Source organism: Halotia branconii CENA392 (genome assembly GCF_029953635.1).
Taxonomy (GTDB): Bacteria; Cyanobacteriota; Cyanobacteriia; order Cyanobacteriales; family Nostocaceae; genus Halotia; species Halotia branconii.
Window position 1 is genome coordinate 3,670,946 of sequence record NZ_CP124543.1, and the last position, 25,859, is coordinate 3,696,804.

The 25,859-nt window shown below is 41.5% G+C and carries 25 protein-coding genes and 1 pseudogene; 13 read left to right on the plus strand and 13 right to left on the minus strand.

What is annotated here, in order from left to right; translation table 11 throughout:
* The first annotated feature begins 75 nt into the window (after positions 1 to 75).
* The 6 genes from trxA to QI031_RS16060 all read left to right on the plus strand — a co-directional run bounded on the left by trxA (position 76) and on the right by QI031_RS16060 (position 4,028).
* A complete protein-coding gene (gene trxA / locus QI031_RS16035; RefSeq protein WP_281480662.1) occupies positions 76 to 399 on the plus strand; it encodes a thioredoxin in 324 nt (107 codons plus the stop codon).
* A gap of 199 nt (positions 400 to 598) precedes the next feature.
* Entirely contained in the window at positions 599 to 1,393 is a 795-nt protein-coding gene (locus QI031_RS16040) for an SDR family NAD(P)-dependent oxidoreductase (protein ID WP_281480663.1), read from the plus strand.
* A 42-nt stretch (positions 1,394 to 1,435) separates the two neighbouring features.
* The gene (locus QI031_RS16045) at positions 1,436 to 2,098 is read left to right on the plus strand and encodes a nitroreductase family protein (protein WP_281480664.1); all 663 of its coding nucleotides are present in this window, start codon (positions 1,436 to 1,438) and stop codon (positions 2,096 to 2,098) included.
* Positions 2,088 to 2,852 (plus strand): class I SAM-dependent methyltransferase, encoded by a 765-nt coding sequence (locus tag QI031_RS16050; RefSeq protein WP_281480665.1) that lies wholly within the window; start codon positions 2,088 to 2,090, stop codon positions 2,850 to 2,852. Before QI031_RS16045 ends, QI031_RS16050 begins: the two co-directional genes overlap by 11 nt.
* Positions 2,853 to 2,998: 146 nt before the next feature.
* Positions 2,999 to 3,316, plus strand: coding sequence for a hypothetical protein (locus QI031_RS16055; protein ID WP_281480666.1), 318 nt, complete (start codon positions 2,999 to 3,001; stop codon positions 3,314 to 3,316).
* Positions 3,317 to 3,329: 13 nt separating this feature from the next.
* Complete coding sequence (locus QI031_RS16060) at positions 3,330 to 4,028, plus strand: glutathione binding-like protein (protein WP_281480667.1); 699 nt, start codon at positions 3,330 to 3,332, stop codon at positions 4,026 to 4,028.
* An 85-nt stretch (positions 4,029 to 4,113) separates the two neighbouring features.
* Here the strand turns inward: QI031_RS16060 and QI031_RS16065 are convergent, their stop codons facing one another.
* Complete coding sequence (locus tag QI031_RS16065; protein ID WP_281480668.1) at positions 4,114 to 5,601, minus strand: site-2 protease family protein; 1,488 nt, start codon at positions 5,599 to 5,601, stop codon at positions 4,114 to 4,116.
* 98 nt (positions 5,602 to 5,699) lie between these two features.
* Positions 5,700 to 7,229, minus strand: a complete 1,530-nt coding sequence (locus QI031_RS16070; RefSeq protein WP_281480669.1) for a YifB family Mg chelatase-like AAA ATPase — start codon at positions 7,227 to 7,229, stop codon at positions 5,700 to 5,702.
* A gap of 558 nt (positions 7,230 to 7,787) precedes the next feature.
* Between QI031_RS16070 and QI031_RS16075 the strand changes: the two genes are divergently transcribed.
* Positions 7,788 to 8,066, plus strand: coding sequence for a UPF0175 family protein (locus QI031_RS16075; protein ID WP_281480670.1), 279 nt, complete (start codon positions 7,788 to 7,790; stop codon positions 8,064 to 8,066).
* Positions 8,063 to 8,548 carry a PIN domain-containing protein gene (locus tag QI031_RS16080; protein ID WP_281480671.1) on the plus strand — a complete coding sequence of 162 codons (486 nt, stop codon included), beginning with the start codon at positions 8,063 to 8,065 and terminating at the stop codon, positions 8,546 to 8,548. The genes QI031_RS16075 and QI031_RS16080 overlap by 4 nt, the downstream gene beginning before the upstream one ends.
* A 170-nt stretch (positions 8,549 to 8,718) precedes the next feature.
* On the opposite strand, the gene QI031_RS16085 is transcribed toward QI031_RS16080, so the two are convergent.
* The 4 genes from QI031_RS16085 to QI031_RS16100 all read right to left on the minus strand — a co-directional run bounded on the left by QI031_RS16085 (position 8,719) and on the right by QI031_RS16100 (position 12,252).
* Positions 8,719 to 9,723 carry a YihY/virulence factor BrkB family protein gene (locus QI031_RS16085; RefSeq protein ID WP_281480672.1) on the minus strand — a complete coding sequence of 335 codons (1,005 nt, stop codon included), beginning with the start codon at positions 9,721 to 9,723 and terminating at the stop codon, positions 8,719 to 8,721.
* Positions 9,724 to 9,995: 272 nt separating this feature from the next.
* A complete protein-coding gene (locus tag QI031_RS16090; protein WP_281486049.1) occupies positions 9,996 to 10,388 on the minus strand; it encodes a type II toxin-antitoxin system VapC family toxin in 393 nt (130 codons plus the stop codon).
* 18 nt (positions 10,389 to 10,406) lie between these two features.
* A complete protein-coding gene (locus QI031_RS16095) occupies positions 10,407 to 10,622 on the minus strand; it encodes a hypothetical protein (RefSeq protein ID WP_281480673.1) in 216 nt (71 codons plus the stop codon).
* 322 nt (positions 10,623 to 10,944) lie between these two features.
* Positions 10,945 to 12,252 (minus strand): murein transglycosylase A family protein, encoded by a 1,308-nt coding sequence (locus QI031_RS16100; protein ID WP_281480674.1) that lies wholly within the window; start codon positions 12,250 to 12,252, stop codon positions 10,945 to 10,947.
* 186 nt (positions 12,253 to 12,438) lie between these two features.
* Here QI031_RS16100 and QI031_RS31730 point away from each other — a divergent pair, with 186 nt between their 5' ends.
* From QI031_RS31730 to katG, 5 genes and pseudogenes are all read left to right on the plus strand, one after another.
* Positions 12,439 to 12,555 (plus strand): hypothetical protein, encoded by a 117-nt coding sequence (locus tag QI031_RS31730; RefSeq protein ID WP_425526031.1) that lies wholly within the window; start codon positions 12,439 to 12,441, stop codon positions 12,553 to 12,555.
* Between the two features lie 171 nt (positions 12,556 to 12,726).
* Positions 12,727 to 14,064, plus strand: coding sequence for an acetyl ornithine aminotransferase family protein (locus QI031_RS16105; RefSeq protein ID WP_281480675.1), 1,338 nt, complete (start codon positions 12,727 to 12,729; stop codon positions 14,062 to 14,064).
* A gap of 177 nt (positions 14,065 to 14,241) precedes the next feature.
* Complete coding sequence (locus QI031_RS16110; protein ID WP_281480676.1) at positions 14,242 to 15,141, plus strand: DUF1338 domain-containing protein; 900 nt, start codon at positions 14,242 to 14,244, stop codon at positions 15,139 to 15,141.
* Positions 15,142 to 16,174: 1,033 nt separating this feature from the next.
* Positions 16,175 to 16,435: pseudogene (locus QI031_RS16115) on the plus strand (transposase); the annotation flags it as partial.
* 172 nt (positions 16,436 to 16,607) lie between these two features.
* Positions 16,608 to 18,902 (plus strand): catalase/peroxidase HPI, encoded by a 2,295-nt coding sequence (katG, locus tag QI031_RS16120; RefSeq protein ID WP_281480678.1) that lies wholly within the window; start codon positions 16,608 to 16,610, stop codon positions 18,900 to 18,902.
* A gap of 291 nt (positions 18,903 to 19,193) precedes the next feature.
* Here the strand turns inward: katG and QI031_RS16125 are convergent, their stop codons facing one another.
* The 7 genes from QI031_RS16125 to QI031_RS16155 form a co-directional block, all read right to left on the minus strand.
* The gene (locus tag QI031_RS16125; protein WP_281480679.1) at positions 19,194 to 19,604 is read right to left on the minus strand and encodes a hypothetical protein; all 411 of its coding nucleotides are present in this window, start codon (positions 19,602 to 19,604) and stop codon (positions 19,194 to 19,196) included.
* Positions 19,605 to 20,071: 467 nt separating this feature from the next.
* A complete protein-coding gene (locus tag QI031_RS16130; RefSeq protein ID WP_281480680.1) occupies positions 20,072 to 20,443 on the minus strand; it encodes a response regulator in 372 nt (123 codons plus the stop codon).
* Positions 20,444 to 20,552: 109 nt separating this feature from the next.
* Positions 20,553 to 22,106, minus strand: coding sequence for an ATP-binding response regulator (locus QI031_RS16135; protein ID WP_281480681.1), 1,554 nt, complete (start codon positions 22,104 to 22,106; stop codon positions 20,553 to 20,555).
* A gap of 342 nt (positions 22,107 to 22,448) precedes the next feature.
* On the minus strand, positions 22,449 to 23,825 hold the full coding sequence (locus QI031_RS16140) for an IS110 family transposase (protein ID WP_281480682.1): 1,377 nt from the start codon (positions 23,823 to 23,825) through the stop codon (positions 22,449 to 22,451).
* Between the two features lie 316 nt (positions 23,826 to 24,141).
* Positions 24,142 to 24,384: a hypothetical protein gene (locus tag QI031_RS16145; protein WP_281480683.1), complete on the minus strand. Its 243-nt coding sequence runs from the start codon at positions 24,382 to 24,384 to the stop codon at positions 24,142 to 24,144.
* Complete coding sequence (locus QI031_RS16150) at positions 24,377 to 25,042, minus strand: hypothetical protein (RefSeq protein WP_281480684.1); 666 nt, start codon at positions 25,040 to 25,042, stop codon at positions 24,377 to 24,379. The genes QI031_RS16145 and QI031_RS16150 overlap by 8 nt, the downstream gene beginning before the upstream one ends.
* Positions 25,043 to 25,139: 97 nt before the next feature.
* Entirely contained in the window at positions 25,140 to 25,331 is a 192-nt protein-coding gene (locus QI031_RS16155) for a hypothetical protein (RefSeq protein ID WP_281480685.1), read from the minus strand.
* Positions 25,332 to 25,859 lie beyond the last annotated feature (528 nt).

The window sequence follows — 25,859 nt, forward strand, 5'->3', positions numbered from 1 at the left end:
GCATTATCGCTTAAAATCGCGTATATTTTATTTATTCGAGTTTATCGAACAAACGAATTAATCAGGAGGGCAGTTATGTCATCCATTACAAATGTCACAGAAGCTACTTTCAAGCAAGAAGTGTTAGAAAGTGCAATTCCCGTCTTAGTGGACTTTTGGGCTCCTTGGTGTGGCCCTTGTCGAATGGTAACTCCAGTTGTCGATGAAGTGGCTGGCGAATACGAAGGACAGGTAAAAGTGGTGAAACTGAATACAGATCAAAATCCCAACATTGCCAGTCATTATGGAATCCGCAGTATTCCTACCTTAATGGTATTTAAAGGAGGTCGGCAAGTTGATACTGTTGTAGGGGCAGTTCCCAAAACTACCTTGAATAAGACCCTAGCACAGCATATTTAATCGGTAGGAGTGGAGAGTGGGGAGCAGAGAGAAAAGGACAAGGGGCAGGGAGCAGGGGGCAGGGAGAAAGATTAGAGATTAGGTACAACTACAACAAATTCAAAGCATTTTATTAACTCCCCTCCGCACCCCGCACCCTGCTCCTCTGCCTCTTTCCCATGCCCCATGCCCATTTCTAAAATTTTAAGGAAAAAGCAAAATGGACTTAAAATTACAGGGTAAATCCGCGCTGGTGAGTGGCTCAACCGCAGGGATTGGGTTAGCGATCGCCCAAGCACTAGCACAAGAAGGAGCATCGGTAATTGTCAATGGTCGATCTGAGCAACGAGTAGCACAGGCGATTGATCAAATTAAGCAAAGTACACCTGAGGCCAAAATTTCTGGCGTTGTAGCTGATTTAGGAACAAAAGCAGGAGTAGAGCAACTTCTTGGGGATATTCCTCAGATAGATATCTTAATCAACAATTTGGGTATTTACGAGCCAAAAGCATTTTCAGACATTACTGACGAGGAATGGTTAAACATATTTGAGGTTAACGTCCTCAGTGGTATACGCTTGAGTCGTAAATATTTGCAACCCATGCTGGAGCAAGACTGGGGGCGAATAATTTTTATCTCTAGTGAATCTGGTCTGCAAATTCCTGTTGAAATGATTCACTACGGCATGACTAAAACGGCTCAACTAGCTATTTCGCGGGGTTTAGCAGAAATGACTATTGGTAGTGGAGTCACTGTTAACTCCGTTCTACCAGGGCCAACTCGCTCGGAAGGTGTTGAGGATTTTATTACTAATATGGCGCGAGAGCGCAGTATTAGTGCTGCTAAAGTTGAGGCGGAGTTTTTTCAAAATGTGCGTCCTAGTTCTCTCATCCAACGCTTCGCTACTAATGAAGAAGTTGCAGCAATGGTGGTATACCTTTGCAGTCCTTTATCTTCAGCAACTAACGGCGCAGCTTTGCGGGTAGATGGTGGCGTTGTTCGAGCAATTGTTTAATTAATTTTTCACGCTTATTACTAACATTATCAGGAGAATCTCATGAGTCCTACCACCCAAATTCAAGCTTTAGATGTACCCAAGGCGATCGCCCAGCGTCGTTCTATTAAAACTTTTAAAACAGATCCTATAGCCCCAGAATTACTCAAGCAACTAGTAGAGTTGACTGTGGCAGCACCCAGCAGTTTTAATATCCAAGATTGGCAGATTATTCTTGTGCAAGATGAGGCGCAAAAAGCCGCACTAGCAGCAGCATCTTGGAATCAACAGCAAATTGTCCAAGCACCTGTTACCTTTGTTTTTGCGGCTGATCCGAATGCAGGTGAGCAAGACTTAACCCCGATTTTAGAGCAAGGACTGCAAACAGGGGCATGGAATGAAAATACAGTCAACTACTTTAAAAACGCCGTTCCCCAATTCCAAGAAAACTTGGGCGACAAGCGGCGGGAATATGCAATTAAAGATGCCATGATTGCTGCCACACATTTAGTCTTAGCCGCCGAAAGTTTGGGCTTATCTACCTGCTTTATGAATGGCTGGATAGAAGAGCAAGTGAAAGCAGTAATTGGTGCAGAAAATTCCGATTTAGCGATCGCCGTTTTAGTACCTGTCGGCTATGCAGCAGAACCGCGGCTGAATCCGGGGCGTTTGCCATTTTCTTACAATGTCTCTGTAGATAAAGTTGGCAATTCTTATGAAAGTTGATTTTGGTGCAACCGTTGACGATTATGCCAAACATCGCCCAGGTTTTCCCAGTTCCTTATTTGACAAACTCTTAGAATTTGGTATTGGTTTACCTGGGCAAAATCTTGTTGATCTTGGTACAGGTACAGGAACACTAGCACGCAACTTTGCAGCTAGAGGTTGCAATGTCATTGGCATAGATCCATCCGCAGCTATGCTCAAACAAGCACAGCAACTCGACCACTCAGACCAAATAGATTATCGTTTAGGAACTGCTGAAAATACTGGCTTACCAGATGCTAGTGCTGATGTAGTCACAGCCGGACAGTGTTGGCATTGGTTTGATCGTCCACAAACTGTACAAGAAGTGGCTAGGATTTTAAGATCAAATGGCTTGATAGCGATCGCCCATTTTGATTGGATACCTCTCAAAGGGAATGTAGTTGAAGCCACAGAACAACTCATAGAAGCTCATAATCCGGCATGGAATTTGGGCGGAAGTTATGGTTTGTATCCCCAATGGTTAAAAGACATTGCTGAAGCAGGATTTTGCGAAATCCAGACATTTTCTTATGATGTATTTGTGCCTTTTACACACGAAGCTTGGCGGGGGCGCATTCGTGCTAGTGCTGGAGTTAAAGCCAGTTTGACATTAGATAAAGTAGCAGCATTTGACCAAGAATTAGCGGCATTACTCCAAGCAAAATATCCTACACCTGTGCTTGAGGTACATCATCGAGTTTTCGCTGCAATCGCCAAATTACCGCATTCATGAAAACTCTATCCACAACGGGATAAAGTTTTGTCAGTGGTCAGTGGTTAGTAGTCAGTAGTAAGGGACTTTCAACCCAAGTACTGCAAAAAAGCGATTATGCTCGTTCGTAGCGATAATTAAACTAGGAAGTAATTTCAGTATTATTTATGGAAGCTCAAAGTTTGGGAAACAATAAAAATCAAATACTACCATTACTAACAGAGGTTGACACAGAAGAGTTGCAAGGCGTTGTGCAGGTGTTAGCAAATATAACTAAGCTCCCTGTTGAAGTGGTTAAGCCACATTTGGATGCATTGCTTGAGCAGTTGATGAAATCAAAACAAAAGCAACCATTTTATAAAACTGCAACGGCTCTTGAGTGGATAACAGCTTTTCAAGAATGGGCAGAGAGCCATAGGCGAGATACGCCTTTACTATCAGAGTATGCTTTGAGTCGGACAGGAATATACGATGATGATAACTAACAACTAATAACCGATGATTGAACTTTACTATTGGACAACTCCCAACGGTCATAAAATTACAATGTTTTTGGAAGAAGTTGGATTACCTTACACAATTATTCCTGTAAATATTGGGGCTGGTGATCAATTTAAACCGGAGTTTCTGAAGATTTCTCCTAATAATCGCATTCCGGCAATTGTTGATCATGAACCAGTAGATCAAGGTGCGCCAATTTCTGTGTTTGAGTCTGGGGCAATCTTGTTGTATTTGGCAGACAAAACCGGGGAATTGATTCCTCAAAAAATCCGCGATCGCGCTGAAGTCCTTCAGTGGTTATTCTGGCAAATGGGTGGTTTAGGGCCAATGGCAGGACAGAACCATCACTTTAACAAGTATGCTCCCGAAAAAATTGACTATGCCATTAATCGCTATGTGAATGAAACAGGGCGTTTATATGCGGTCTTAAATAAGCGATTGGCAGATAGAGAATTTGTCGCTGGCGATTATTCTATTGCTGATATCGCCGCTTATCCCTGGATTGTGCCTTATGAAAGTCAAAATCAGAAACTAGAAGATTTTCCGCACCTGAAGCGCTGGTTTGAAGCAATTGGGACACGTCCAGCCACAATTCGTGCCTATGAAAAAGCAGAAGCCTTCAAAAATCAAGCACTAGATGTTGAAAAGTCACGGGAGTTGCTATTTAATCAGTCAGCAAATACAGTTGGGCGTTAAAACAGTTATCAGTTATCAGGCAGATCCCCGACTTCTTAAAGAAGTCGGGGATCTCGCTGCCTCTCAAAATTAATGGGACAGACCACTAACCACCAATTCCCAAACGCCCAGCCAAACCAGGAGTTAGGGGTAAGAGGGTGGCAATCATCAAAAATAACGCTAAAAGACCTAAAGCGGCTCTAGCATCATCGGGTTCGCTGATTTCATTCAAGCTGGGTCGTTCTGGCTCCCGTTGTAAGAATACAATCACGACTAACCAATACAAGGCCAGAGCATTGCCAAAAGAGACTAACGCCAACAAAATTAAAGTGATAATTGTTGCTCTACCTGCGGTTCTACGCCCATAAATTGCCTGAACAATCCGGCCACCATCGAGTTGTCCAGCTGGCATCAAGTTCAAGGCGGTGATTACCAAACCTAGCCAACCAATCACTACTAAAGGATGAACATTTACCAATGGTGACTGTAAAGCCGAACCAAGCACAACTCGCGCTAAACTGCCTACCAAAATCGAGCCTTGGAAAAACTGATTGGGTAATTGAAATAAACTGCCTGGATGGGAAAGTAGCAAGCCAGCAATCAGCATTAACAAAGAAATAATTCCACCAAAGGCTGGCCCTGCTAAAGCAATATCAAATAGTACCTTGCGATTAGGTAACAAAGACTCAAAGCGAGTAATTGCCCCAAAAGAGCCGATTTGGACAGCAGGTAAAAAGAAAGGCCAACTCAGACGAACTTGGTGACGACGAGCAAGTAACCAATGCCCGATTTCATGAACGATTAAAATTGTTAATATCCCAGCGCCTATCGGTAAGCCTTCTGTAAACCGTTCTGGGTTAGCTAATACATCAAAATTCAGTAGTAACCCCGCAGTCTCAATACTGGTGGCAATTGTTGCTAACAGTAAGATAACAGCGAAGGATTTTTGCGCTAACGATGTTGGACGTGGATCATTGCTACTGGGTAAAACAATTACCACAGGTCTTTTATCTGTGTTTTCTACTAAAAATAGGCGATATTTATCACCCATTCGTTCTTTTAAACTTTTACTTAAGCGATCGTGAACTTCTTCTGCTTCTCCCCGGAGATTACCTTTAAAGATAGCTCCTTCTTGGTAGGCGATCGCTTCTGTGGAAAAAAATGTATCAATCCCAAAAATGCCTTTAATGGCGTTTAAGTCTTCTTCGGGAATAGTTAAGACATCAGCTTTTAGTGCTTCAGTGACTGCTGGAGTGTTGTTATTTGCTTCAGCAGAAGAATCAGCAGCTAACCTTTCTGTTGCCCGCTGCTTAAGTATGGCATCCTGCCCAGCGGCGCGTAGCTGTCTTCCCAAATATATGTACAATCCAGCGGAAAGTACTACCAAAAGCAAGATACCCGCAATGTTGATGTAAATTCCTGCTGCAAACAAACCAAAAAACAACAGCCAGGGAGTCATTAACACCACAGACTGCAACCAGGCTAAGATTCCCAGTTTACCAAAAGGTCTGGCGCGATAAAAGCCCCAACCTAAAATACCCAAAGCTACTAGTAAAATTATCCCAATGATGGGAGCTTCTGTCGAAGAAAACATTTCCAAACCCTTCGCTGTGAAAGACCAAGCCTGAATTAGTTAGGTGTTATAGATACATTTATTAATCTATAACGAGGTTTGTGGTCTGTCTCAACTTATTATTGCATCCTATCGATTGTACGATACTGAATCGCTTCGGCCACATGATTAGCTTTGAGGTGATCATCACCTGCTAAATCTGCAATAGTCCGCCCCACTTTGAGAATGCGATCGCTTGCCCTGGCTGATAAACTTAATTTTTTAATTGCCGCTTCTAATAAAATTCGACTAGCATCATCTAACTTGCACCACCTTTGGAGATGACGACTTTGGATTTGGGCATTACAACGCAGATTTGCTTCTCCTTGGAAGCGGACAATAGCGCGATCGCGGGCTTGTAGTACTCTTTCTCGAACCAAAAAAGATGTTTCACCTGTCGGTTGTTGGGTAATTTCTTCTGGTTTTAAGCGATTCACCGCTACTTGCAAATCAATTCGATCCATTAAAGGCCCAGAAAGTTTAGCCCAATATTGTTCACGTTGTCTTGGCGAACAAGTACACTGTTGGATGGTATCGCCATAGTAACCACAAGGACAGGGATTGGTACTCGCCACCAATGTAAACTGTGCCGGAAACATCACTGATTGTCTGGTGCGGGAAATTGTCACATAGCCATCTTCTAGAGGCTGACGCAGAAATTCCAACACATCACGTTTAAATTCTGTCAATTCATCAAGAAAAAGAATACCGCGGTGTGATAGAGAAATTTCTCCTGGACGAGGAAAGCTACCACCGCCAACCAAAGAAGGGCCAGATGCTGAATGGTGGGGGCTGCGGAAAGGGCGATCGCGTACTAAAGAACCACGATTTTTTAATAAACCTGCTACCGAATAAATCCGAGTCACTTCTAAAGCTTCCGCAAATTCTAACGGTGGCAGAATCCCTGGTAAGCGTCGTGCTAACATTGTTTTGCCACTACCAGGCGGTCCGACAAAAATTAAATTATGCCCACCAGCAGCAGCAATTTCTAAAGCCCGACGAGCATGAGCTTGTCCTTTCACATCCTGCAAATCTGCACTAGGATATGATATTTGTGGTAACTTTTCTAACTCGTTGAGTTGTACAGGTTTGTGAAGTCCGGGATTATTTAATAAATCAACCACCTCAGACAGATTTTTGCAGCCATAAACAGCTAATCCTTTAACCACTGCGGCTTCTTGGGCATTATCAATAGGAACAATTAAACCAGCAATTCCTATTTCTTGAGCCGTTGCCGCAATGGGTAAAACACCTGCAACAGGTCTTAAACTACCGTCTAAAGAAACTTCTCCTAAAAATAGATAATCTCCCAGCAAATTAGCACTTACTTGTTCAGAAGCGGCTAAAATTCCTATACTAATAGGCAAATCGAAACAAGGCCCTTCCTTGCGTAAATCTGCCGGAGTTAAGTTAATCACAATTTTCCTCATTGGAAAGGCAAAACCAGCATTTTTCAATGTCGCTTTCACCCTTTCTTTTGATTCTTGAATTGCTGCATCTGGTAGTCCCAAAATCACAATTCCTGGTAATCCTCCTGATACATCGACTTCCACGCCTACTTTAACGGCATCGATGCCTACAATTGATGCACTCCAAACTCTAGCAAGCATTGGCTAAATGTTTCTTCTATAGCAGTAAACCTTTAGCATCTCTAGCAGATAAAGAGATAAATCGGCATGAGTAAAACCACAGAAGCTTTAGTAGCATTGGGCAAACAGACGAAGAGTTGAAAGTTTGATGGCGATCGCTTGTGGAGTCATCCTCAACCTCATAACTGACTGTTCACCAATGACAGTTAGCTAACTATCACATCAAGATAAATTACGACTAATCCATTTTCTCTTATTAGCAGTTGCCAAAGCAGAAGGATATAATTTAGAAACAAGTGACGCAGAGAATATGCTTTTAAATCCACTCGTGTCAACCAGTGCCACAGTCTGGTTGCCTCAAGCAGATAATAGGTCAATTCAAGCTAATCAGACCTTGTTCAAAGCCTGACTAAACAGAACACCCACCCAGGAAAACCCACCACACTCGTAGAGTTTTTCCGTCAATCCCCCCTAGTTGTAATCGCCGAATAACTCGACTTTAACCGATAGAAAAATGATATTTAATATAATATCAGCCCTGTTGAAAATGAAACATTACAAAGATATAATTCTGAAATTATGACTAAAGTACAATTTACTATTCCCGTTCATTCTGTTAATAATATTATCAGAGAAGAAGCAGAAACTAAAGCCAAGGAAGCTTATGTAATGACTCTACTGAAATATGGAGAAATTAGCAGTGGTAAGGCTAGTCAATTATTAGGCATTTCTCGACTAGACGTAATAGATTTAATGTCTAAATATGAAATATCTCTATTTGACGATAGTATGACTTTAGACGAATTTCAGCAAGAAGTTAATCAGGCAAAAATGAAATTACAAGGCAATAATCTATGATTGTTGTCTCAGATACAACCCCATTAAGTGAACTTTCTAAAGTTGGTAGATTAGACTTGCTTCAGGCTGTTTTTGGTAGAGTAATAATTCCTCAACAAGTCTATGCAGAATTAACAATGGGGAATCATCCCGCAGTTTTAGCTGCAAAATCAGCTTTATGGCTAGAAGTTCGTTCTATAAATAATAACCAACTCATTGAACAATTGCAATTAGAAACAGATTTAGATTTAGGAGAATGTTCAGCAATTATTTTGGCAGAAGAATTAAAAGCAGATCAACTTTTAATTGATGAAAAAGCTGGGAGAAAAGCTGCTATTAGTAGAGGCTTGCCAATTATTGGTTTAGTTGGAGTGATTATCTTAGCAAAAGAGCAAGGATTGATTGATAATGTCAAGGATATTTTAGACGATTTAATCAGCAAAGGAACAAGAATAAGCTCAAAAATTTATAATTATGCTCTGATTACAACAAGAGAAATTTAAAATAAACCTATCCCCAAGTGACTGGCTAGAAAATATCATCTCCTAACTTTCAGCCCTTACTCTTCTGCAAAATATGGACTAAGCTAATAAGCATTTAAGTTGCAACCTAGCCACTGTTACCCTTTTTTTTATCTTTCGATGCCACTTAATGACTAACTCCCCCCAAATGACTAAAAATATTGGTTGTTTCTTCTACGTTTAATGCGTTTGGGGTGTTGAAAATAACGAATGACGCGACTCATTAAGTTAGAAGAACGCTTTTTTTTCTTAGTCGTACTATTTTGACCAGTATGAATATTTTCATCTATAGGCATAGCATTATCTGTAGGAGTCATCCCACTGCCGTATTTTCTAGCATAAACTTGGGTAAACTCTGCACCAAAGAAAAGAATTTGGGCAGCATAGTTAACCCAAGCGAGAATAACTACTAATGAACCAGCAGCGCCATAAGTGGAACCAAAAGTTGCATTACCTAGATACTGTCCTAATACAAATCTACCGATAGTAAACAAAAAGGAAGTAATAACAGCACCAATAACAACATCATTCCAAGTAATTTTTACGTCTGGAAGAACTTTGAAAATCAACCCAAATAAAGCTGTGGTAATAGCAAAAGAAAGGACGAAGTTAAATATTTGCCAGATAAAATCTGCACCCGGTAATAAATTACTGAAATAAGTTACTACTGCTGATAAACCAGCACTAACGACTAAAGACACCAGCAGTAAAAAGCCAATACCTAAAATCATCGTAAATGATAAAAAGCGTGTACGAATTATGTTAATAATTCCTTGTCCGGGTTTTGGCTTTACCTCCCAAATTGTATTTAAAGAATCTTGTAACTCAGAAAATAAACCAGTAGCACCTATAAGCAAAAGAACAACACTAATAATTGAAGCGATAGTTCCTGTTTTTGGTTGACTAGCATTTTGGATAGCTGTTTCAATAAATTCAGCACCATCTTGGCCGACTAAACCTTGAATTTGATTGACAATTTCACCTCTAGCGGCTTCTTCACCAAATACTACTCCCGCGATCGCAATTACAATAATTAGCAATGGTGCAATAGAAAAAATCGTGTAATAAGCTAATGCAGCAGCCAAACGTGATGCTTTATCCTCACTCCATTCTTTAAATGTTTCTTGCAATAGCTGCCAAAATGCTTTTAGTTTCATCCAATCAGTCTCCTTCTATGGAAAGGTTATATCTACCTGCTATATTTGATACTGATTTCCTGGTGAAGCACATCTTCCTAAAGGTGCTTTTGCAATATTCTTGAGACGGAATTTACATTTTTGGGAAAAAACGTAGAAAGGTTCTGTGAAAATTCGATACAAGGGTTCAGTGCGAAAATTTCTACAGGAAAGGTAATACCATTTTTCTTTAAGAATGATACATTTAGATAAACTGAAGAAGCTCACATTGAGTTAGGGTAGGAGTAAGCTATTCATACAGAACGCCAATTTTCAATTTGCAAGTTAGGTACTCTTTGAAATTCTCGGACATTAGATGTCACCACAATATGATTATTGATTACTGCGGTGGCTGCTATAAGTAGATCATAAGCACCAATAGGTGAACCAGCAAATTTAAGAAAGCTTCTGATGTGGGCTGCTTGTTCTGCTTCTTTGAAATCAAAAGGTAAAATTGTAATTGAACCTAATAATATTTCAATAATTGATTGGATTTTAATAGCACGTTGTGGGTTCATCGCTAATCCGTATTTCACCTCCATAATTGTTAGAGATGAAACGAAAATTTCATTAGGAGAGATTAACTTTACTTGCTTGAGGGTGTTTTTTTCTCCTTTGACAAAATCACTAATGACGCAAGTATCCAGTAGTTAACCCATACATAATTAAAGTTCTATTTCGTTCGGTGATATCAGTTCATCTCGATATGATTCAAAGATAATACTTTCTTTTATACCTGAATATTGCATGATTATTTCTGGCCATTTGTTGGGTTTTGTTTCTAAGAAGGTGACAAACACTAAACTTTCAATGATACCTTCTGGCGTTTCAGCTAGTTCAATTTTACCGTTTTTATAAATTCCTTGAACTGTTTTTAACATATATAGCAATCCTATTTGATTTGCAAAAATCTAGAGGCTCAGATCCCCGACTTTTTTAAGAAGTCGGGGATCTTGTTGTTCACGAATGATTTAGTACTGCCATAGCTTACCTCCTACAGAAATTTTAACCTATGGAACTCATATTTGATTTTTGAACAAATTCGGTATGACTCAAAGGAGATCCTTAATTGTTGCTTTACTATGCAAATAATTTCATAAATCAAATCAGATCGCTATATAAAAATAACCTCTGCAAGCGATCGCCTCAAAATTTTCCTGAAAGCGCGATCGCATCTGCTACTTCACTAAGGACTGCTATAATTCACTTTTTGACTAAAACATAGGCATTAGCATACTCAGGTAGTCGCTGAATATGCTGTTGAAAATCCTTTTGACTTTGAAAAATGCCTGCCAAAAAATCTAGTTGATAAAGATTGGGTAAAAAAGCTCCGCCTGTATCTGCAATAACTCCCATTTGTAGATGTTTACGTCCACTTTTGGTATGTTCAATTACAATCACTTTACCCAAACCAATATTGAGGACATCTCCAGCAAAAGTCACTCCTGGTTTAACAGAAATTTTGGCATCTATTGTATGTCCATATCCTTTAATTGCGTCAACTTGTCTAAAATACCAATAACGCTTTTGGGCTGTAGCTTTCAATCCTCGGACGTAAGAGATGCCGTTATTTTTATCCACATTAAAAAATGCTTTGGAACCATCTGTAAAATTAATCAGTACTGTTCCCTGCATCAATGCTTCTTCTAAACCGTTGCGAGTTAAATAAGCTAAGGGTTCTACCTTACCAAATTCTTTCCCTCCTGGTTCATAAATACCTGACAAAACATCTTGCTTTGTGTATTTTGTGTAGAAGGTATCGGTTTTAGAGTTTGCTTTTAAGCTATAAATTGGTGTGTTATAAGTAGAAGTCTTTGTCCGAGAACCTGGATGAGTGAAAACAGCATACTTTGTAATTCTTAATCGTTCTTGCTTTTGATTGTTAGGGTTATAGGCAGACCATTTGATCACTCGAAAGTTGGCATTAATAAAGTTAGGATCTTGTAAACGAGTTGTTCGTTGATTGGCAATATCTTCGTTTAAAGTAGTAATCATAAAATCCAAGGTTTTAAGCATATCTGGTATATTTACACCTTGGGTTCCTAATATTCCTTTACGAAAAATATCTGGATCTTCTGAAGCGTGGTCTTGGAAATATTTTCTGGTATTAATCAGAACAGTTAATAAATCCGTTTGATTAAAATTTACCTGAGATTTTGGTAATTTAACTGGAGTTAAAATCTTACTACCATTAATGCTAAATTTATATTTTTTCCACTCATCAATGACTGGATAGGTTATAGGTACTGATGCTGTAAATTTTTTCGATATAGCTGAATTTGGTTTACCTATAGCCTGATTAGATGTTTCTGCAACCAGCACAGAATTTTGAACGCTTGTCGCAAGTGCAGTTTTCGCACCAAAGGTAGAATTTTCTTTTAATGTAGTTTGTGGTTGGGCTAGCTGTTGATTGTTTGAATGTTTATAAACATAGCTACCAGCTAAACTAATAAATAATAAAGTAACAATACCTAGTGTATAGCGTAACTTCTGGTTGAATTGGATACTCATAAAACTACAGATAAATTTCTAATAGTAAATAATAATTGCACTTGCTCAACATCTAAACGATATTAACTTGACAACACGCTAACCGTGTATACAATTGGGGCATAACATCTCGTTCAGTTCTCAGTGGCAAACTAGTATAACAGTGTATTATACCTCCTGCACCTTTAATTACTTGCGTATTATTGGATTTTACATTCAATCAGCACAGTAAAAACTAATACTTATTATAGTAATAAATCAGTAGCCAAGTCTGGAATTAAAAACTATTTTTCTTGTTTCCTTAAGAATATCAACACTCAGTAGTAGCAAATTTCGGCAACTTTTTTGCTAAATTCTGCTCAGAATTTATGAGAAATGTATGTTTTGGTTTTTGCTGCCAATGTGTAAATTTTGTCCAAATAGAATCAAATGCTACTGTAGCTAATTGCACTTCGCAGTTTAATCATCAGTAATCTAGAAAACATCTTAAAATAAATGTTAAGTACCCCTGTTAACTTATCTTTACCTAATGAGCCTCGCTTGGTGACTGCCTTACCTGGATCTCGCGCTCAAGCAATTATAGAACGCGATCGCGCTGTGACTTCACCTTCTTATACCCGCGACTATCCCTTAGTCGTAGCTCGTGGTGAAGGCTGTATGGTAGAAGATGTCGATGGCAATGTGTTTCTTGATATGACTGCCGGCATTGCTGTCACCGCCACAGGACACGCCCACCCAGAAGTTGTCAAAGCAATTCAAGCACAATCAGCGCGACTGCTGCACATGTCGGGTACTGATTTTTATTATGAACCGATGGTGGAACTAGCAGAACAACTAGCTATGCGTGCGCCTTTTCCTAGTAGCGGGACTGGGTTTCCAGCGAAAGTATTTTTCACCAATTCCGGGGCAGAATCTAACGAAGGAGCTATCAAACTAGCTCGATATTACACCAAGCGATCGCTGATTGTGGCATTCTTAGGAGCATTCCACGGACGCACTTATGGGGCTATGTCTTTAACTGGTTCTAAGGCAGTACAACGAGCGAATTTTGGCCCTTTAGTTCCAGGTGTAACTCATATTCCTTACGGTACTCATGCTAGCCTGGATCACCTAGAAAAACAGCTATTTGCGACAATATTACCACCAGATGAAGTAGCAGCGATCGCAGTCGAAGCAATTCAAGGAGAAGGTGGTTATATCGTCCCAGAAGATGGTTTTTTGCAAAGAATTAGGGATATATGCGATCGCTATGGCATATTAATGATTGTCGATGAAGTACAAGCCGGCATGGGGCGGACTGGTCGCTTATTTGCGATTAACCATTGGGGTGTGATGTCTGATATAATTACCACCGCCAAAGGTATTGCCAGTGGTTTACCTTTAGGAGCAATTCTCGCTAGACCTGAGTTGATGACTTGGCCTCCCGGCTCCCACGCCACCACATTCGGCGGTAATCCCGTAGCTTGTGCAGCTGGTATTGCCACTTTGCGATTATTAGAAAGTGGCTTGATGACCAATGCCACCCAGATGGGAGAATTATTACAAGCGAACTTAACGCAGTTGCATAATAAATTTCCTAGAATGTCGCTGCCCAGAGGTAAGGGTTTAATGGTAGCAGTGGATTTATTAAATGAAGAGGGCAATCTTGATTCTAAATTGCGCGATCGCATTATTCAAGAAGCTTTCTTGCAGGGTCTATTATTGCTTGGTTGCGGTAAGGCAGCAATTCGCTTTTGTCCACCTTTGGTTATTGACAGCAAACAAATCCAAATAGCTGTAGATATTCTCTCACAAATCTTACATTCCTCACATATTGTAAGTAAGTCAACATAATTCGTAATTGATAATGGGCTACGCTTCGCTGCGAATTACGTAATTCGTAGTTACAATCAGCGGGGGCTTAAACCCACCACCTAGAAGCATCACCAATTTTTAATTTAGTGGGGGCTTGTACCCTCTTTAATTACGAATTACGAATTAGTAATTATTTGGTCAAGGCACAAAAGATTTATGAAACCGGAAATTGCGCTTCATTTGTGGGACTTACTTTGGCAAGAATACAGTGCGAGAGTTAGTCATGCCCGCACTTATCAAAAAATGATCACTACAGCAGGTGGGACTGTGGCCAATGATCATATAGCTTTTCGGTCTTTGCGTCTTTGGGTAGACAGTCCCCAAGGTCAAGTTAACTTAGGGATTGATTACCTAGGGCAAATAGCTGAAGCTTTGGGTTATGTCGCAGCCGGAGAGTATTTTTTTGCTGAAACCCATCTTTATGCCCGTCATTATCGTCATCCCCAACAAGAAAAATTCGACTTACCCAAGCTATTTATCAGCGAATTAATTGTGGATGAATTACCTGCCGATATTGCCCAACTAATTTATCAAACAGTAGCTTCAATTCAATCCAAAATTCCCCATTTATCAAAAACTGAAAAAAATGATCAAATTATTGCTCAAAAACTCCAGAAAATCTTTACCCGTCCTTGGCAGCCTCCAGGACGTTCTGTTGTGCAACAGGTAAATCAAGTTAGTCAATATGGAGCTTGGGTACTGTTACATGGTTATGCTGTGAATCACTTTACAGGCTATGTCAATCGTCAGAACACAGCAGTTTATCCAGATATAGATAGTACTGCTCGTAGTTTGGCTAATTTGGGTGTACCCATGAAAGCAGAAATTGAAGGCAATATTACCTGTGGTTTGCGGCAAACCGCAACTCAAGCAGTTACAGAATTGGTAACAGTAATTGATGATATTAATGGTGTAGAAATCCAAATTCCTTGGACTTATGCCTATTATGAAATTGCCCAGCGTTACATGGTAGAAGTCGAACCTGGAAACACAAAGCTTTTTGATGCTTTTTTAGGAAATAATGCTCAACAACTATTTGAAATGACTCGGCTGTGAAAAAATACGATGTTGTCCCTTTCGAGGTGATTGTGCAAATCTCTTTTTTCTCTCTGCGCTCTTTGTGCCTTTGTGGTTAAATTAACGTGAGTTCGACGAGTATAAAGAACCTCTGCCTCACGGTGGCACAGGCTTTGAAATCTTAGCTTTTTGTTCAAAAGTCGAAACATTTTCCAAGGAGAGACGCTAAAAACGATGGAGTTTCCCCCGCCACAGGATACACGTTCGCAAAGCGTCTCGCAGAGAAGCGCTGTAGTAGAACAACTTCAAAGAGCAGGGGAAAAAAATTTAGAAACCAGTAATTTGTATAGGACTCCTATTTGATTTTTGAACACGATTCAGTACATATCTATCCCTTCTTAACTGTTCCCTGTTTCCTGTTTCCTGTTCCCTACCTACACAAATAAATTCACCGAATCAAACCGGATTACTATATTAGTTATTTAGTGAAATAGTGTAAGAAGAATTTATGTCACTCTTTTTTTATTACAAAATGTAAAAACTCCACTCATTTTCAGGTGGAGTTATAAAAAATTTTTTATTAAAACTTGGTTATGCTTGCCTTAAAACAAACTCATGATTGTGATAATACTAGCACTGGTAAAAATGATCAAAGCACCCATAGTTATAGATTCGCCTAATGCATTGGGAAGTTTGGTATTATTCATTTTCAGTAAAATTCTTTAAATTGTGAGTATCCTTTAACAATATCAGTCATAGTATAAATATCTATAATCTAAGGATAAAACTTAAAATTCTGTAATGTTTCTTAGTAAAAACTAGTGTCTCTACTCAGACATACAAAAGGCAAGTAGTAGCCTGCCAAAAAGATTTTGGCAAGCGGGGAAAGGGTAAAGGTTTTAAATTCTTCCCCTTTCCCTAGTCTCTACCTGTCAATATTTGTGTGGCGAACTAGTAGGCTGCTATTTTTCATCAGAATTTTTCAAATACAAATGTACATAGCAAAAAAGCTCAAGCATTGCTGCTTGAGCCTTTACTCAATTCAATTTATTGAACTAAATTTTTAGACTGGCTATCTGTGCAATTAGGTAACGATTACGCTATTTTACAGATTGACCAAGCACCGGCTCATACAAGTTCAGCGATTAGCTGGCCAAAGAATATTATTTTTTTGTTTGAACCACCCTCGGCTCCTGAACTCAATCCCGTCGAAAGACTTTGGCAGTTCCTCAAAAAACCCCTCAAAAATCAACTTTTCTCTTCTTTACAAGCTTTACGCGATCGCATGATTGTGCCGAAAAGTAAACATGGGCGATTGACCACCACAAACTAAAATCGCATCAAAATCATCAGGATTTACATCAGCGATCGCAACAACTTTAGCGATGAAGGCACTTGTCGTTCAAACCGCCACAAATGGCAGCACTCAACACAATTTGGCTAACATAAACTGTTAGAGAGAATTGAAAATGAAGAAGAATTGAACTGTAATGAATAACAGCCCCATGACCAACAACCCTGCCACCCCTCCTGCACAATGTCCCTTCCGGGGAACCCGCATTGGCGGCGCACTTGGCTCCAAGCCACAAGTCGATGATTGGTGGCCGAACCGACTTCAGGTCGAACTGCTTCACCAAAATTCGCCCCAAGCTAACCCACTGCGAGATTTCGATTACAAAGCAGCCTTCGCGAAGCTTGACTTTGAACAGTTGAAGAACGATATCAAAGCGCTGCTGACCGATTCAAAGGACTGGTGGCCTGCCGACTATGGGAATTATGGACCTCAAATGATTCGCATGGCGTGGCACTCAGCAGGCACCTACCGGATCGCGGACGGTCGGGGTGGAGCGAGTCAGGGTATGCAACGCTTCGCACCCATTAATTCGTGGTGGGATAATGGAAACACAGATAAATCACGACGGCTGCTCTGGCCTATCAAGCAGAAATATGGTGCGGCACTAAGCTGGGCCGATCTGATGGTTCTGACGGGCAACTGCGCGCTCGAAATCATGGGGTTAAAGACCTTTGGTTTTGGTGGCGGTCGCATTGATGCCTGGGAGGCAGATCGTGCGACATACTGGGGGCCGGAGTTCTGGAACGGCGATCCAGTTGACGACATTAAGGAACACCCTGGTCATCCTGATGAGATGGTCACTCGCACGATTCGGTGGGTTGGAAAACCGGACGAGCAATACTACGACCTCGAAAACCCGCTAGCGGCTTCGCACCAAGCGCTCATTTACGTCAATCCAGAAGGTCCGAACGCTGAGGGCGACCCCTATGGCTCGGCGCGAGACATTCGCGAGACGTTTGCGCGGATGGGCATGAATGACGAAGAAACTGTCGCGCTGATTGCAGGCGGTCATGCCTTTGGCAAAAGTCACGGCATGGTCTCGCCGGACAAGATCGGCCCAGCCCCGGAAGCCGCACCGATTCAGGCGATGGGCTTGGGGTGGCAGAACCCTGAAGGCACTGGGTTTGCCGAATATACAATGACAAACGGGATCGAAGGATCGTGGACTCCAAACCCAATCCAGTGGGACAACAGTTACTTAACAAATCTTTTTAAGTACGATTGGGAACAGACAAAAAGTCCAGTAGGTGCGATTCAGTGGAAACCAAGCAATCCTGATGCGCCGAAGACACCAGATGCCCATCAACCGGGTGTTGAGCATCCGTTAATGATGATGACTTCGGACATTGCGTTAAAGGTCGATCCGGCCTATCACGAGGTTTGTCAGCGCTTCTTGGGTGACTTCGATTACTTCAGCGATGCGTTCGCGCGCGCCTGGTATAAGCTGATCCATCGGGATATGGGTCCGAAAACCCGCTATCTCGGTCCAGAAATCCCAGACGAAGATCTGATCTGGCAAGATCCAATTCCGGCACTGGATCATCATGTCGTGGATGCCGCTGATATCAAGTCTCTCAAGGATCAGATTTTAGCGAGTGGACTCTCGGTTTCGGCGCTCGTGTCAGCAGCTTGGGCAGCGGCATCGATTCACCGCCATTCCGACAAGCGCGGTGGCGCAAATGGGGCGCGCGTTCGCCTCAATCCCCAGAAGGACTGGGAAATGAACCGCCCGCAGGAACTCGGCGAGGTGCTATCGACCCTTGAGCAAGTTCAGGCGGACTTTAACGGCGCTCAGTCGGGCAACAAAAAAATCTCGATCGCAGACCTGATCGTCCTCGGTGGTTGTGCTGCGATCGAGAAGGCTGCACAAGCGGCCGGACTTACCGTTGCCGTCCCGTTTACTCCGGGGCGGATGGATACGACTCAGGAGCTGACAGATGTTGAAATGTTTAATTGGCTGAAGCCAGTTTCGGACGGTTTCAGAAATTATCACAATGAGGCGGTTGGCTATAAAGTGAAGCCGGAGCGTATCTTTCTGGATCGGGCGCAGCTCCTGACGCTAACCGCGCCTGAATGGACGGTTCTGGTCGGCGGACTTCGCGCGCTCGATCAGAATTGGGATCATTCAAAGCACGGTAGCTTCACTGACCGTCCGGGTGTCTTGACCAATGACTTTTTCCGTGTCCTGACCAGTATGGACTACGAGTGGAAGCCTGTTGACAATCGCGAGATGCTTTTTGACATCTGCGATCGCGAAACCGGTGCAGTAAAGTTCACCGCCACCCGCTGCGATCTTATCTTCGGCTCGAATGCAGAACTACGTCAGATTGCTGAAGTCTATGGCGCTGATGACGGTCACGAGCGGATGGTCAAGGACTTCGTCGCAGCCTGGAACAAGGTGATGATGCTCGATCGCTTCGACGTTGGCGCTGAACAGATCCGTTAAAGTCTTGAGCGCTCAACACTAACGTACTCCACGGGTGTATCGCTGCGCTTTGAAGAACTCACCGTGGATAAAAACGCTGCTTATCCACGGCAAGAGGAACCTTGCGCTTTGGAGTAAAGCAATACGAACGAGATTATCTCGTTTGTCACTTAAAACCCACAAATACAGCTTTCAGTAACTTGATTGCTTCAACTTGGCAAATCCGTTGCTATATTAAAAATGTGGCTTGCATAATTGCGGGATGATTTACCCCTGTATTGGAAACCACCATATCATCTAGTTGGTGCAAGTTCACTTTGTAACAGGTGTACCGTTTAGAGTCACCATAGGATCGCGATCGCAAAGGCTAACATCAGCTTTCCAGCGGGAGGGGAACTTGGGATCAATAAAAGTGACTTTAAATCTGCCCCAATGATAAGTAGGTTTCCCATCTGCCCCTTCTCTATAGGTATCGCAACGCACTGATGAAGACTTTTGTACCCAATAGCCGTTATATGAACCTCGGTTATTAAACACTCCAGCCAAACCATCAATGAAGACGACTCCATCACGACCATACTGCCATACGGCAGTTTTATTACGATCTTCTTGATAAACCACTTTATATTCTTCAGTTTTCCAAACTTCATCTGCTAAAGCTTTTTGAGGTGCAGCAGTACAAATCAATAAAGCTAAGATCGGGAAAATATGGTTCTTTTTCATAAAATTGACTTTGATAAATTAAAAATTTAGTATAAATTATAAGGTTAATTTTCTCACAATCTTATGCGCTTATTGCGAAAATAAAATGATGAATTTTTCAGTGGTGAAGCTTTCCGCAAGAGTAAAGCCTAAAATTTATCTGCTGGACTGAAATGTGACAAAAATATTATCTTTCAATAGGTAGAATTATCACAAATTCTGTTCCCTTTCCTAATACAGAAACAACATGACTTCGTCCGCCATGAGTTGAGATAATAGAGTCAGCTACTGCCAGTCATAATCCTGTTCCTTTGCCGACAGGTTTTGTGGTGAAGAAAGGGTCAAATATCTGTTTTTGCACTTCATCAGAAATTCCAGCACCATTATCGGCAATATTTTATAACACTTATCATAGAAGTTAGGCTTGAGTGCATAATATCAACTTTCTGACAATGCGTAAGTTCTATCAGGAATTCATCAAAGTCAGGCTAACTGCCCAGTACTTCACTGATTTGTTCTGCCAGTTTCAATGGACGGAAAGGCTTGGCAAAAATAGCAGCAACATCCAAATCAGTAAACCTCTCTCGATCCGATTGCTGGACTTTGGCTGTTAATAAAATTACTGGAATTTTTTTAGTGGCGGGGTTAGCTTTCAGTTGCTGCAAAGTTGTACGCCCATCCATATCAGGCATCATCATATCTAGTAAGATGACATCTGGTTTGTGGATGGCAGCTACGTTCAACGCTTCTTGACCAGAACTAGCTGTCAATACATTCCAGCCAGCACCCATTTCTAATCCTAACTTGGCGATCGCCCGCACATCTTCTTCATCATCAACAATCAAGATATTTTTGTTCATAGTGACATTCTTGCCAAATGTATGTGCTGATTTGTTTGATCGCTCTTGAGATACTCTAAAGCTAAATCGGGGAAAAGTAGGAGAGAATTAAGCAGTTAAAAGCTATTTATTATAAAGCTGCTAAAGGTAATAGTACATAAAAAGTACTGCCTTGATTCAAATTGCTCTTAACCCAGATTTTACCGTTATGTTGCTGGACGATATTTCGACAAATAGCAAGCCCTAAACCTGTTCCTCCTTTGTTGCGGGAATCGGATGCATCTACCTGTTGAAAGCGCTCGAAGATAATTTGTAATTTATCTTCAGGAATTCCTCGTCCTTGATCTCGGATACTAATCAGGAGAAAACTAGGTAATAGATTGTCTTGTGTTGAGGAATCCTCATTTTCTCCTAACTTAATGCTCTTGTGTTCTGTGAGTGTAGCACTTACCCATATCGTATCGCCTGGTTGAGAAAACTTAATCGCGTTGCTTATGAGATTGGTCAGAGTTTGCAATAAGCGATCAGGGTCTGCCCAAAGTTCAACTGATAGAGGATGAACAATCAATTTAACTTGTAATTTATCTGCCATTGCCTGCATTGTTTCTGTTGCCATTATCAGCAGATCGGCAGCGTTACACTTCACCTTTTGCATGAATATTTGGGCTGATTTCATCCTCTCTAAATCGAGAATATCATTGATCAATCGGATTAGGCGTTCAGTATTAATGGTGGCAATGCTGAGAACTTTTTGTCCTTGTTCAGTTAAAGTTCCTAATTGTCCTGATCCCAATAAATCTAACGCTCCCATTGTAGAGGTTAAAGGTGTGCGTAATTCGTGACTAACTAAAGAGATAAACTCGTTTTCTAAGCGTTTACGTTCGGTGATGTCGTTAGCAATTAATAAAGCGCATTGCACCCCTCCCAAGTCAATCAATTCGATGGATAGTAGTATAGTCTTGGACTCTCCCGACTTAGTAGAAAATTCAAATTCTTGATTATAAAGTGACCCAGTATCAGATATAAGTTGGATGGTCTGGGCAATCGATACTGTATCCTTACCTAAATTCAGTACAGTCACAGTGTGTCCAATCACTTCTTCCAATGAGTAGCCGCTCATCTTCAAAAAACTGGGATTGACATCAATAAAGCGTGCTTCAGCAATGGTAGCGATCGCAATTGGATTGGGACTAGAACGAAAAACTTTAGCAAACTTCTCTTCAGCTTTGGTGCGATCTTGAATTTCTTGCTGTAGTTGCTGATTTTGTGCTTGGAGTTGTTGTTGCAATTGTCGAATTGTCAAGTGATTTTCAATTCTTGCTAAGACCTCTTCTAGCTGAAAAGGCTTAGTAATATAGTCAACTCCACCAACTGCAAATGCTTTCACTTTATCCAGCACATCACCCAAAGCACTGATAAAAATTACTGGAATTTCGCGGGTGCGATCGTTGGCTTTCAAGTTTTCACAGACTTCATAGCCATTCATTTCAGGCATATTCACATCCAGCAAAATCAGGTCAGGCAAAACTGCATTTGCACCACGTAACCCTGTAGAACCTTTAGTTACACTCCTAACTTTGTATCCCTGTTCCGTCAGCATGGCAGATAAGAGATTCAGGTTTTCTGGTGTATCATCAATTACTAAAATATCAGCTTTGGGGAATTCGAGTGACTGGTTAAGCATCACAATATCGACTTGAGCCAGAATGGTTACTCATTATTCTTAGAAATTTTAACCTGAGTTGACTTTCACTCTAGTAAGTTACCCAAGCCCAGCGTAGATGAAATCAATTTTCTTTCTCAGCCTTTCAAACGCTTGTTTCGGTTTGTAGCATAGTTCTGATTCAAGCGTTCCAAGCGTAAAGGGATGCTCACAAGCGGCATAACACAAACCATCTTCTCTATAAAAAATCTCTAACAGCAGTCCTTTGTGCTGCTCGTAATGAACCGTCATTAGTCAAAATTCCCTTTTATGTCACATTCACAACGGAACCCCACTTTATTAGTGGGGTTTAGCATCAGGTATTTACGATCGCGTTTTGGCGATCGCGTCCACAAATAGATTAAATAGCAGGTTAGCCACCTTAGCCATCAACTTGCTTTGCAAGTGTTTACCATTGAGCAATTGTCTCCCCGATTCATCAGTAAAGTCTTTGAGCTTAGTACGGTATTTGAGCATGGCGGCGGCAGTGTCACTATCGGGTAGTTTTTCTGTTTCTACCTGACACAACACATACTGCCAAAAAGACTTTCGACATAAAGCAGAACCACTGGTAACTTCTGCCAACTCATCACCAGACTGCTCTAAAATCGTTCCCATACCTAACCGCATTTTAAAAGCGTCGCGGCTACGGTTACGTTTAACTCGTTTAACATCACCAGGGGAACGTTTGACGATCGTGCGACTATCACGGCGAATTTTTTCTACCCGCTTTACCTCTCTAATTTCGTACTCAATCAATGGTTTACCATTTACCAAGAAGGCTTCAAACGGATAAATCCGACTTAGTAACCGCGCCCGAACTCGCAAGCCAAAACCAAACTGACTAAAAATTTGGTTATAAAGCTGGAAACACTCACTCTCAACAAGAGTTTTAATTTCAGTTTCAAGGCGCTGCTCAGTTAATCCAATGTCACATAACCAATCGGCGTGTTGTCTTAAGATTGGGTCAATGGATATACCGTAATGCTTGGCAGCTGATAATTCATATTTATTGTTCATCATCTTCCAAGCTTGCGGTGATACCTCCATCTGACGTTCAGTTAACCATCCCCAAAGCGGCGGTACATTACCAACCTTGGTGCTTCTAGATTTGACATGGGCAACTTCGGGAAACTGCCAAGCAAGTAATTGTCGAGCGTAGTTGATAATTGGGTTTTGTACTCGATTGAGATGTTCGAGTTGTTGGCACAGTTCTCGTAGTCGGTCAATTTGTTCTGGCCTGTGCATGAGGAAATATTTGAGGTTGAGTTCTCCTGTTTCGGTGTGATGTTCTAGATCCAATGCGTAAGCAGCCATAGCCAAAGCATCAGCAGCATCACTTTTATTTGGCAGGTTTTTTCCGCCACGGTAACGCCGTAACTCTATATGACCTACCCAGAGAATTTTTATTTCTAAGCTTTCAATTATCTTTGACCACAGTCGAGAATAATGATTGCCAGTTGGCTCCAAAATAGCAATATTAGGCTTGTGTTCTTTAAGAAAGTTAGCAAAATCAAAAGCGTTTTTTTGTTTCTTTTTTGGGTCAGGATTGCTGTAAAAAACTGGATACAAACTTGATGATTTATTTCTAGTTTTTTCCCAATATGCTTTTAAACCTCCTTTTGGATAGCATGATAAAATATGAATTGTGACTGATGATTTAGAAACATCAATACCCAAGGTTTTTAATTCAATTGTCATGGTTCAGCTAACAATTTATAAGAGTGTAGTAACAGTGAGGCAACACTGTTTCATTTGTGTGTTGAAAACCCAGCTTTGAGCGCACGAATCACCCTAACGCCCCACATCAATCAAGCAGGGGCGCGATTCACTCCTAAACGAACTGGGAACCCATTACACTTGGGAAGCTGCGCTTGAAAGTACAAAACGCCTCAATTAAATGGGCGCGTTTCTTAATTAACGCCGCATTCCTGATGTAATGGTGCGAACTGCTTTGGACACAATCCGCGACGGTAGGCAGTGCCTACCGTTTCGGCTACTGTGTCAGGTAGCCTCATCAGGCGGTTTCATCGTCGTGAGTAACTAAATCGTTATCAATTATTTCTATTAGCCTATCTGAGGCTATCTCAAGAGATAATTTGATTTCCTTGTCAATTTCAGCAGTTGAATTTTCGCTGTTTTTCATAATTTTTAAAGCTTCATCAATTCTTGCTTTAATGCCATGTAATAAACGCCAAGTTCCGTAATAATCCCAACTTGGATCTGGTTGAGGAATGTTTGATAAATTTTCGTTATTCATAAATTTCGTCGTCCTCAAAATCGTCATCATCTCTAACTAATGACCATTCATTATTGGGGTCGATTTGGTTGAGAACATCAACAGTTGCACGACCGCTGAGAACATCAAAAACGGAGTAGCCACCAGCCGCGATCGCTTGCTCAACTTGGCGCATTTTCCAATGCTGTTCTAGTTCAGGAGTTCTCAAGCGGGGGTCGATGTCATCAATACTGTTGATTGGTGGCGGTTGCTCGTCACCCTCGATCCAGCGGTCGTGCTGGCTGTTATAAAATTCTCGCCAAGCCCTAGCTGATGGTGGCTGTGGTGCAGTTTCAAAAAAATCAGCAACTTCCTTGCTGCGCTGGAAGCCTTCAGCGCCACATTCCATAGCTTCAACCCAACCGTCAGTCATGGCAAAGCCACCTTGAAAAACTGCTTCTTCCATGACTTCGGTGACATGAACACCGCGACGGCTGGCAATTAGTTGAGCTAAAGCGTTGGCTTGAGGTGGAATGAGTCGTTCTAAATCTATAATCCACAATGCAACCTGTTCACGATTTACAGTGACTCGCTCCAGGGGGAACGGGTCACGCATGGGTAGACCGTAGGGGAACAGGTCTAACACTGGCTCGTAAGGATTGCCGGGTTTGAGCTTTACCCAGGTGTCATGTTTAGTCATCAATGCAAAATGTGATATTTTTGACATGTTCAAGGTTGAAGCAAGTGAATTTGAAAGGCGATCGCGTTTCCCATTGGCGCGATCGCCTTTGGCTTTGCTATCCTTGTGTAACTTGTTGGGGTAGCTTGTCGAAAACCACCTGAAAATTTGCTCCTGGTGTTAGACGGCGTAAGATGCTCATGTAAGCATCGGCATCGGGACGAGTACGAAATCGGGCAACGCAGATATTGTCAACTGCGGAAACACGACGAAACACAGCCCACGGTCTTAAGTCAGGACGGTAAGTCATAATTTAAAATCCAAATTTTTCTCAAAAAAGCACCAGCGCGAACTGTACCAGCAGCATGGCGCTGGAGCATTACCTATAAATTCAAAAAAACGTCACAACAAATCACTCGTTGCTACATAGACATAACCTCCAACGAACGTTACAGAGAGAGCGCGACTCGGTGATGAGGGAGGAAACGCCAGTGGGTGTACTGGCGAATAATGATTTCAAGTGCATAGATGTTGGTTACATGTGATTTGCGTCTAAATTTATACCTCCAATAAACAGCATGACTGTACAGGTGCTGTGGTGAAGTGCATAGCACCAAAATTTGTCATTTGGCTACAAGTTGTCTATGACTTAGCTACAAGTTGTCTCTAAGTTTTTGTAATTTGCGGATGTTCCGCGCAAGGTCAAGGCGCGGGTGATTGCTCCATGTTTGCCCTCACAGGCACTAAGGCAAGGGTGAGGGGGGAGAAATTAACGTGCGAACGTTTCTAGTGTTATTATAAAGTACGAACGTTATCTGTCAACTCTTTTGTTCGTACG

Bases quoted from the DNA above. Each gene is read 5' to 3' on its own strand.
- QI031_RS16100 (WP_281480674.1), bottom strand. From the start codon at position 12,252: ATGAGTATCCAATTCAACCAGAAGTTACGCTATACACTAGGTATTGTT.
- QI031_RS16045 (WP_281480664.1), top strand. From the start codon at position 1,436: ATGAGTCCTACCACCCAAATTCAAGCTTTAGATGTACCCAAGGCGATC.
- QI031_RS16135 (WP_281480681.1), bottom strand. From the start codon at position 22,106: ATGCTTAACCAGTCACTCGAATTCCCCAAAGCTGATATTTTAGTAATT.
- QI031_RS16085 (WP_281480672.1), bottom strand. From the start codon at position 9,723: ATGAAACTAAAAGCATTTTGGCAGCTATTGCAAGAAACATTTAAAGAA.
- QI031_RS16050 (WP_281480665.1), top strand. From the start codon at position 2,088: ATGAAAGTTGATTTTGGTGCAACCGTTGACGATTATGCCAAACATCGC.
- trxA (WP_281480662.1), top strand. From the start codon at position 76: ATGTCATCCATTACAAATGTCACAGAAGCTACTTTCAAGCAAGAAGTG.
- QI031_RS16140 (WP_281480682.1), bottom strand. From the start codon at position 23,825: ATGACAATTGAATTAAAAACCTTGGGTATTGATGTTTCTAAATCATCA.
- QI031_RS16105 (WP_281480675.1), top strand. From the start codon at position 12,727: ATGTTAAGTACCCCTGTTAACTTATCTTTACCTAATGAGCCTCGCTTG.
- katG (WP_281480678.1), top strand. From the start codon at position 16,608: ATGACCAACAACCCTGCCACCCCTCCTGCACAATGTCCCTTCCGGGGA.
- QI031_RS16110 (WP_281480676.1), top strand. From the start codon at position 14,242: ATGAAACCGGAAATTGCGCTTCATTTGTGGGACTTACTTTGGCAAGAA.
- QI031_RS16040 (WP_281480663.1), top strand. From the start codon at position 599: ATGGACTTAAAATTACAGGGTAAATCCGCGCTGGTGAGTGGCTCAACC.
- QI031_RS16150 (WP_281480684.1), bottom strand. From the start codon at position 25,042: ATGACTAAACATGACACCTGGGTAAAGCTCAAACCCGGCAATCCTTAC.
- QI031_RS16125 (WP_281480679.1), bottom strand. From the start codon at position 19,604: ATGAAAAAGAACCATATTTTCCCGATCTTAGCTTTATTGATTTGTACT.
- QI031_RS16075 (WP_281480670.1), top strand. From the start codon at position 7,788: ATGACTAAAGTACAATTTACTATTCCCGTTCATTCTGTTAATAATATT.
- QI031_RS16060 (WP_281480667.1), top strand. From the start codon at position 3,330: ATGATTGAACTTTACTATTGGACAACTCCCAACGGTCATAAAATTACA.
- QI031_RS16130 (WP_281480680.1), bottom strand. From the start codon at position 20,443: ATGAACAAAAATATCTTGATTGTTGATGATGAAGAAGATGTGCGGGCG.
- QI031_RS16095 (WP_281480673.1), bottom strand. From the start codon at position 10,622: ATGTTAAAAACAGTTCAAGGAATTTATAAAAACGGTAAAATTGAACTA.
- QI031_RS16080 (WP_281480671.1), top strand. From the start codon at position 8,063: ATGATTGTTGTCTCAGATACAACCCCATTAAGTGAACTTTCTAAAGTT.
- QI031_RS16145 (WP_281480683.1), bottom strand. From the start codon at position 24,384: ATGAATAACGAAAATTTATCAAACATTCCTCAACCAGATCCAAGTTGG.
- QI031_RS16065 (WP_281480668.1), bottom strand. From the start codon at position 5,601: ATGTTTTCTTCGACAGAAGCTCCCATCATTGGGATAATTTTACTAGTA.
- QI031_RS16155 (WP_281480685.1), bottom strand. From the start codon at position 25,331: ATGACTTACCGTCCTGACTTAAGACCGTGGGCTGTGTTTCGTCGTGTT.
- QI031_RS16055 (WP_281480666.1), top strand. From the start codon at position 2,999: ATGGAAGCTCAAAGTTTGGGAAACAATAAAAATCAAATACTACCATTA.
- QI031_RS16070 (WP_281480669.1), bottom strand. From the start codon at position 7,229: ATGCTTGCTAGAGTTTGGAGTGCATCAATTGTAGGCATCGATGCCGTT.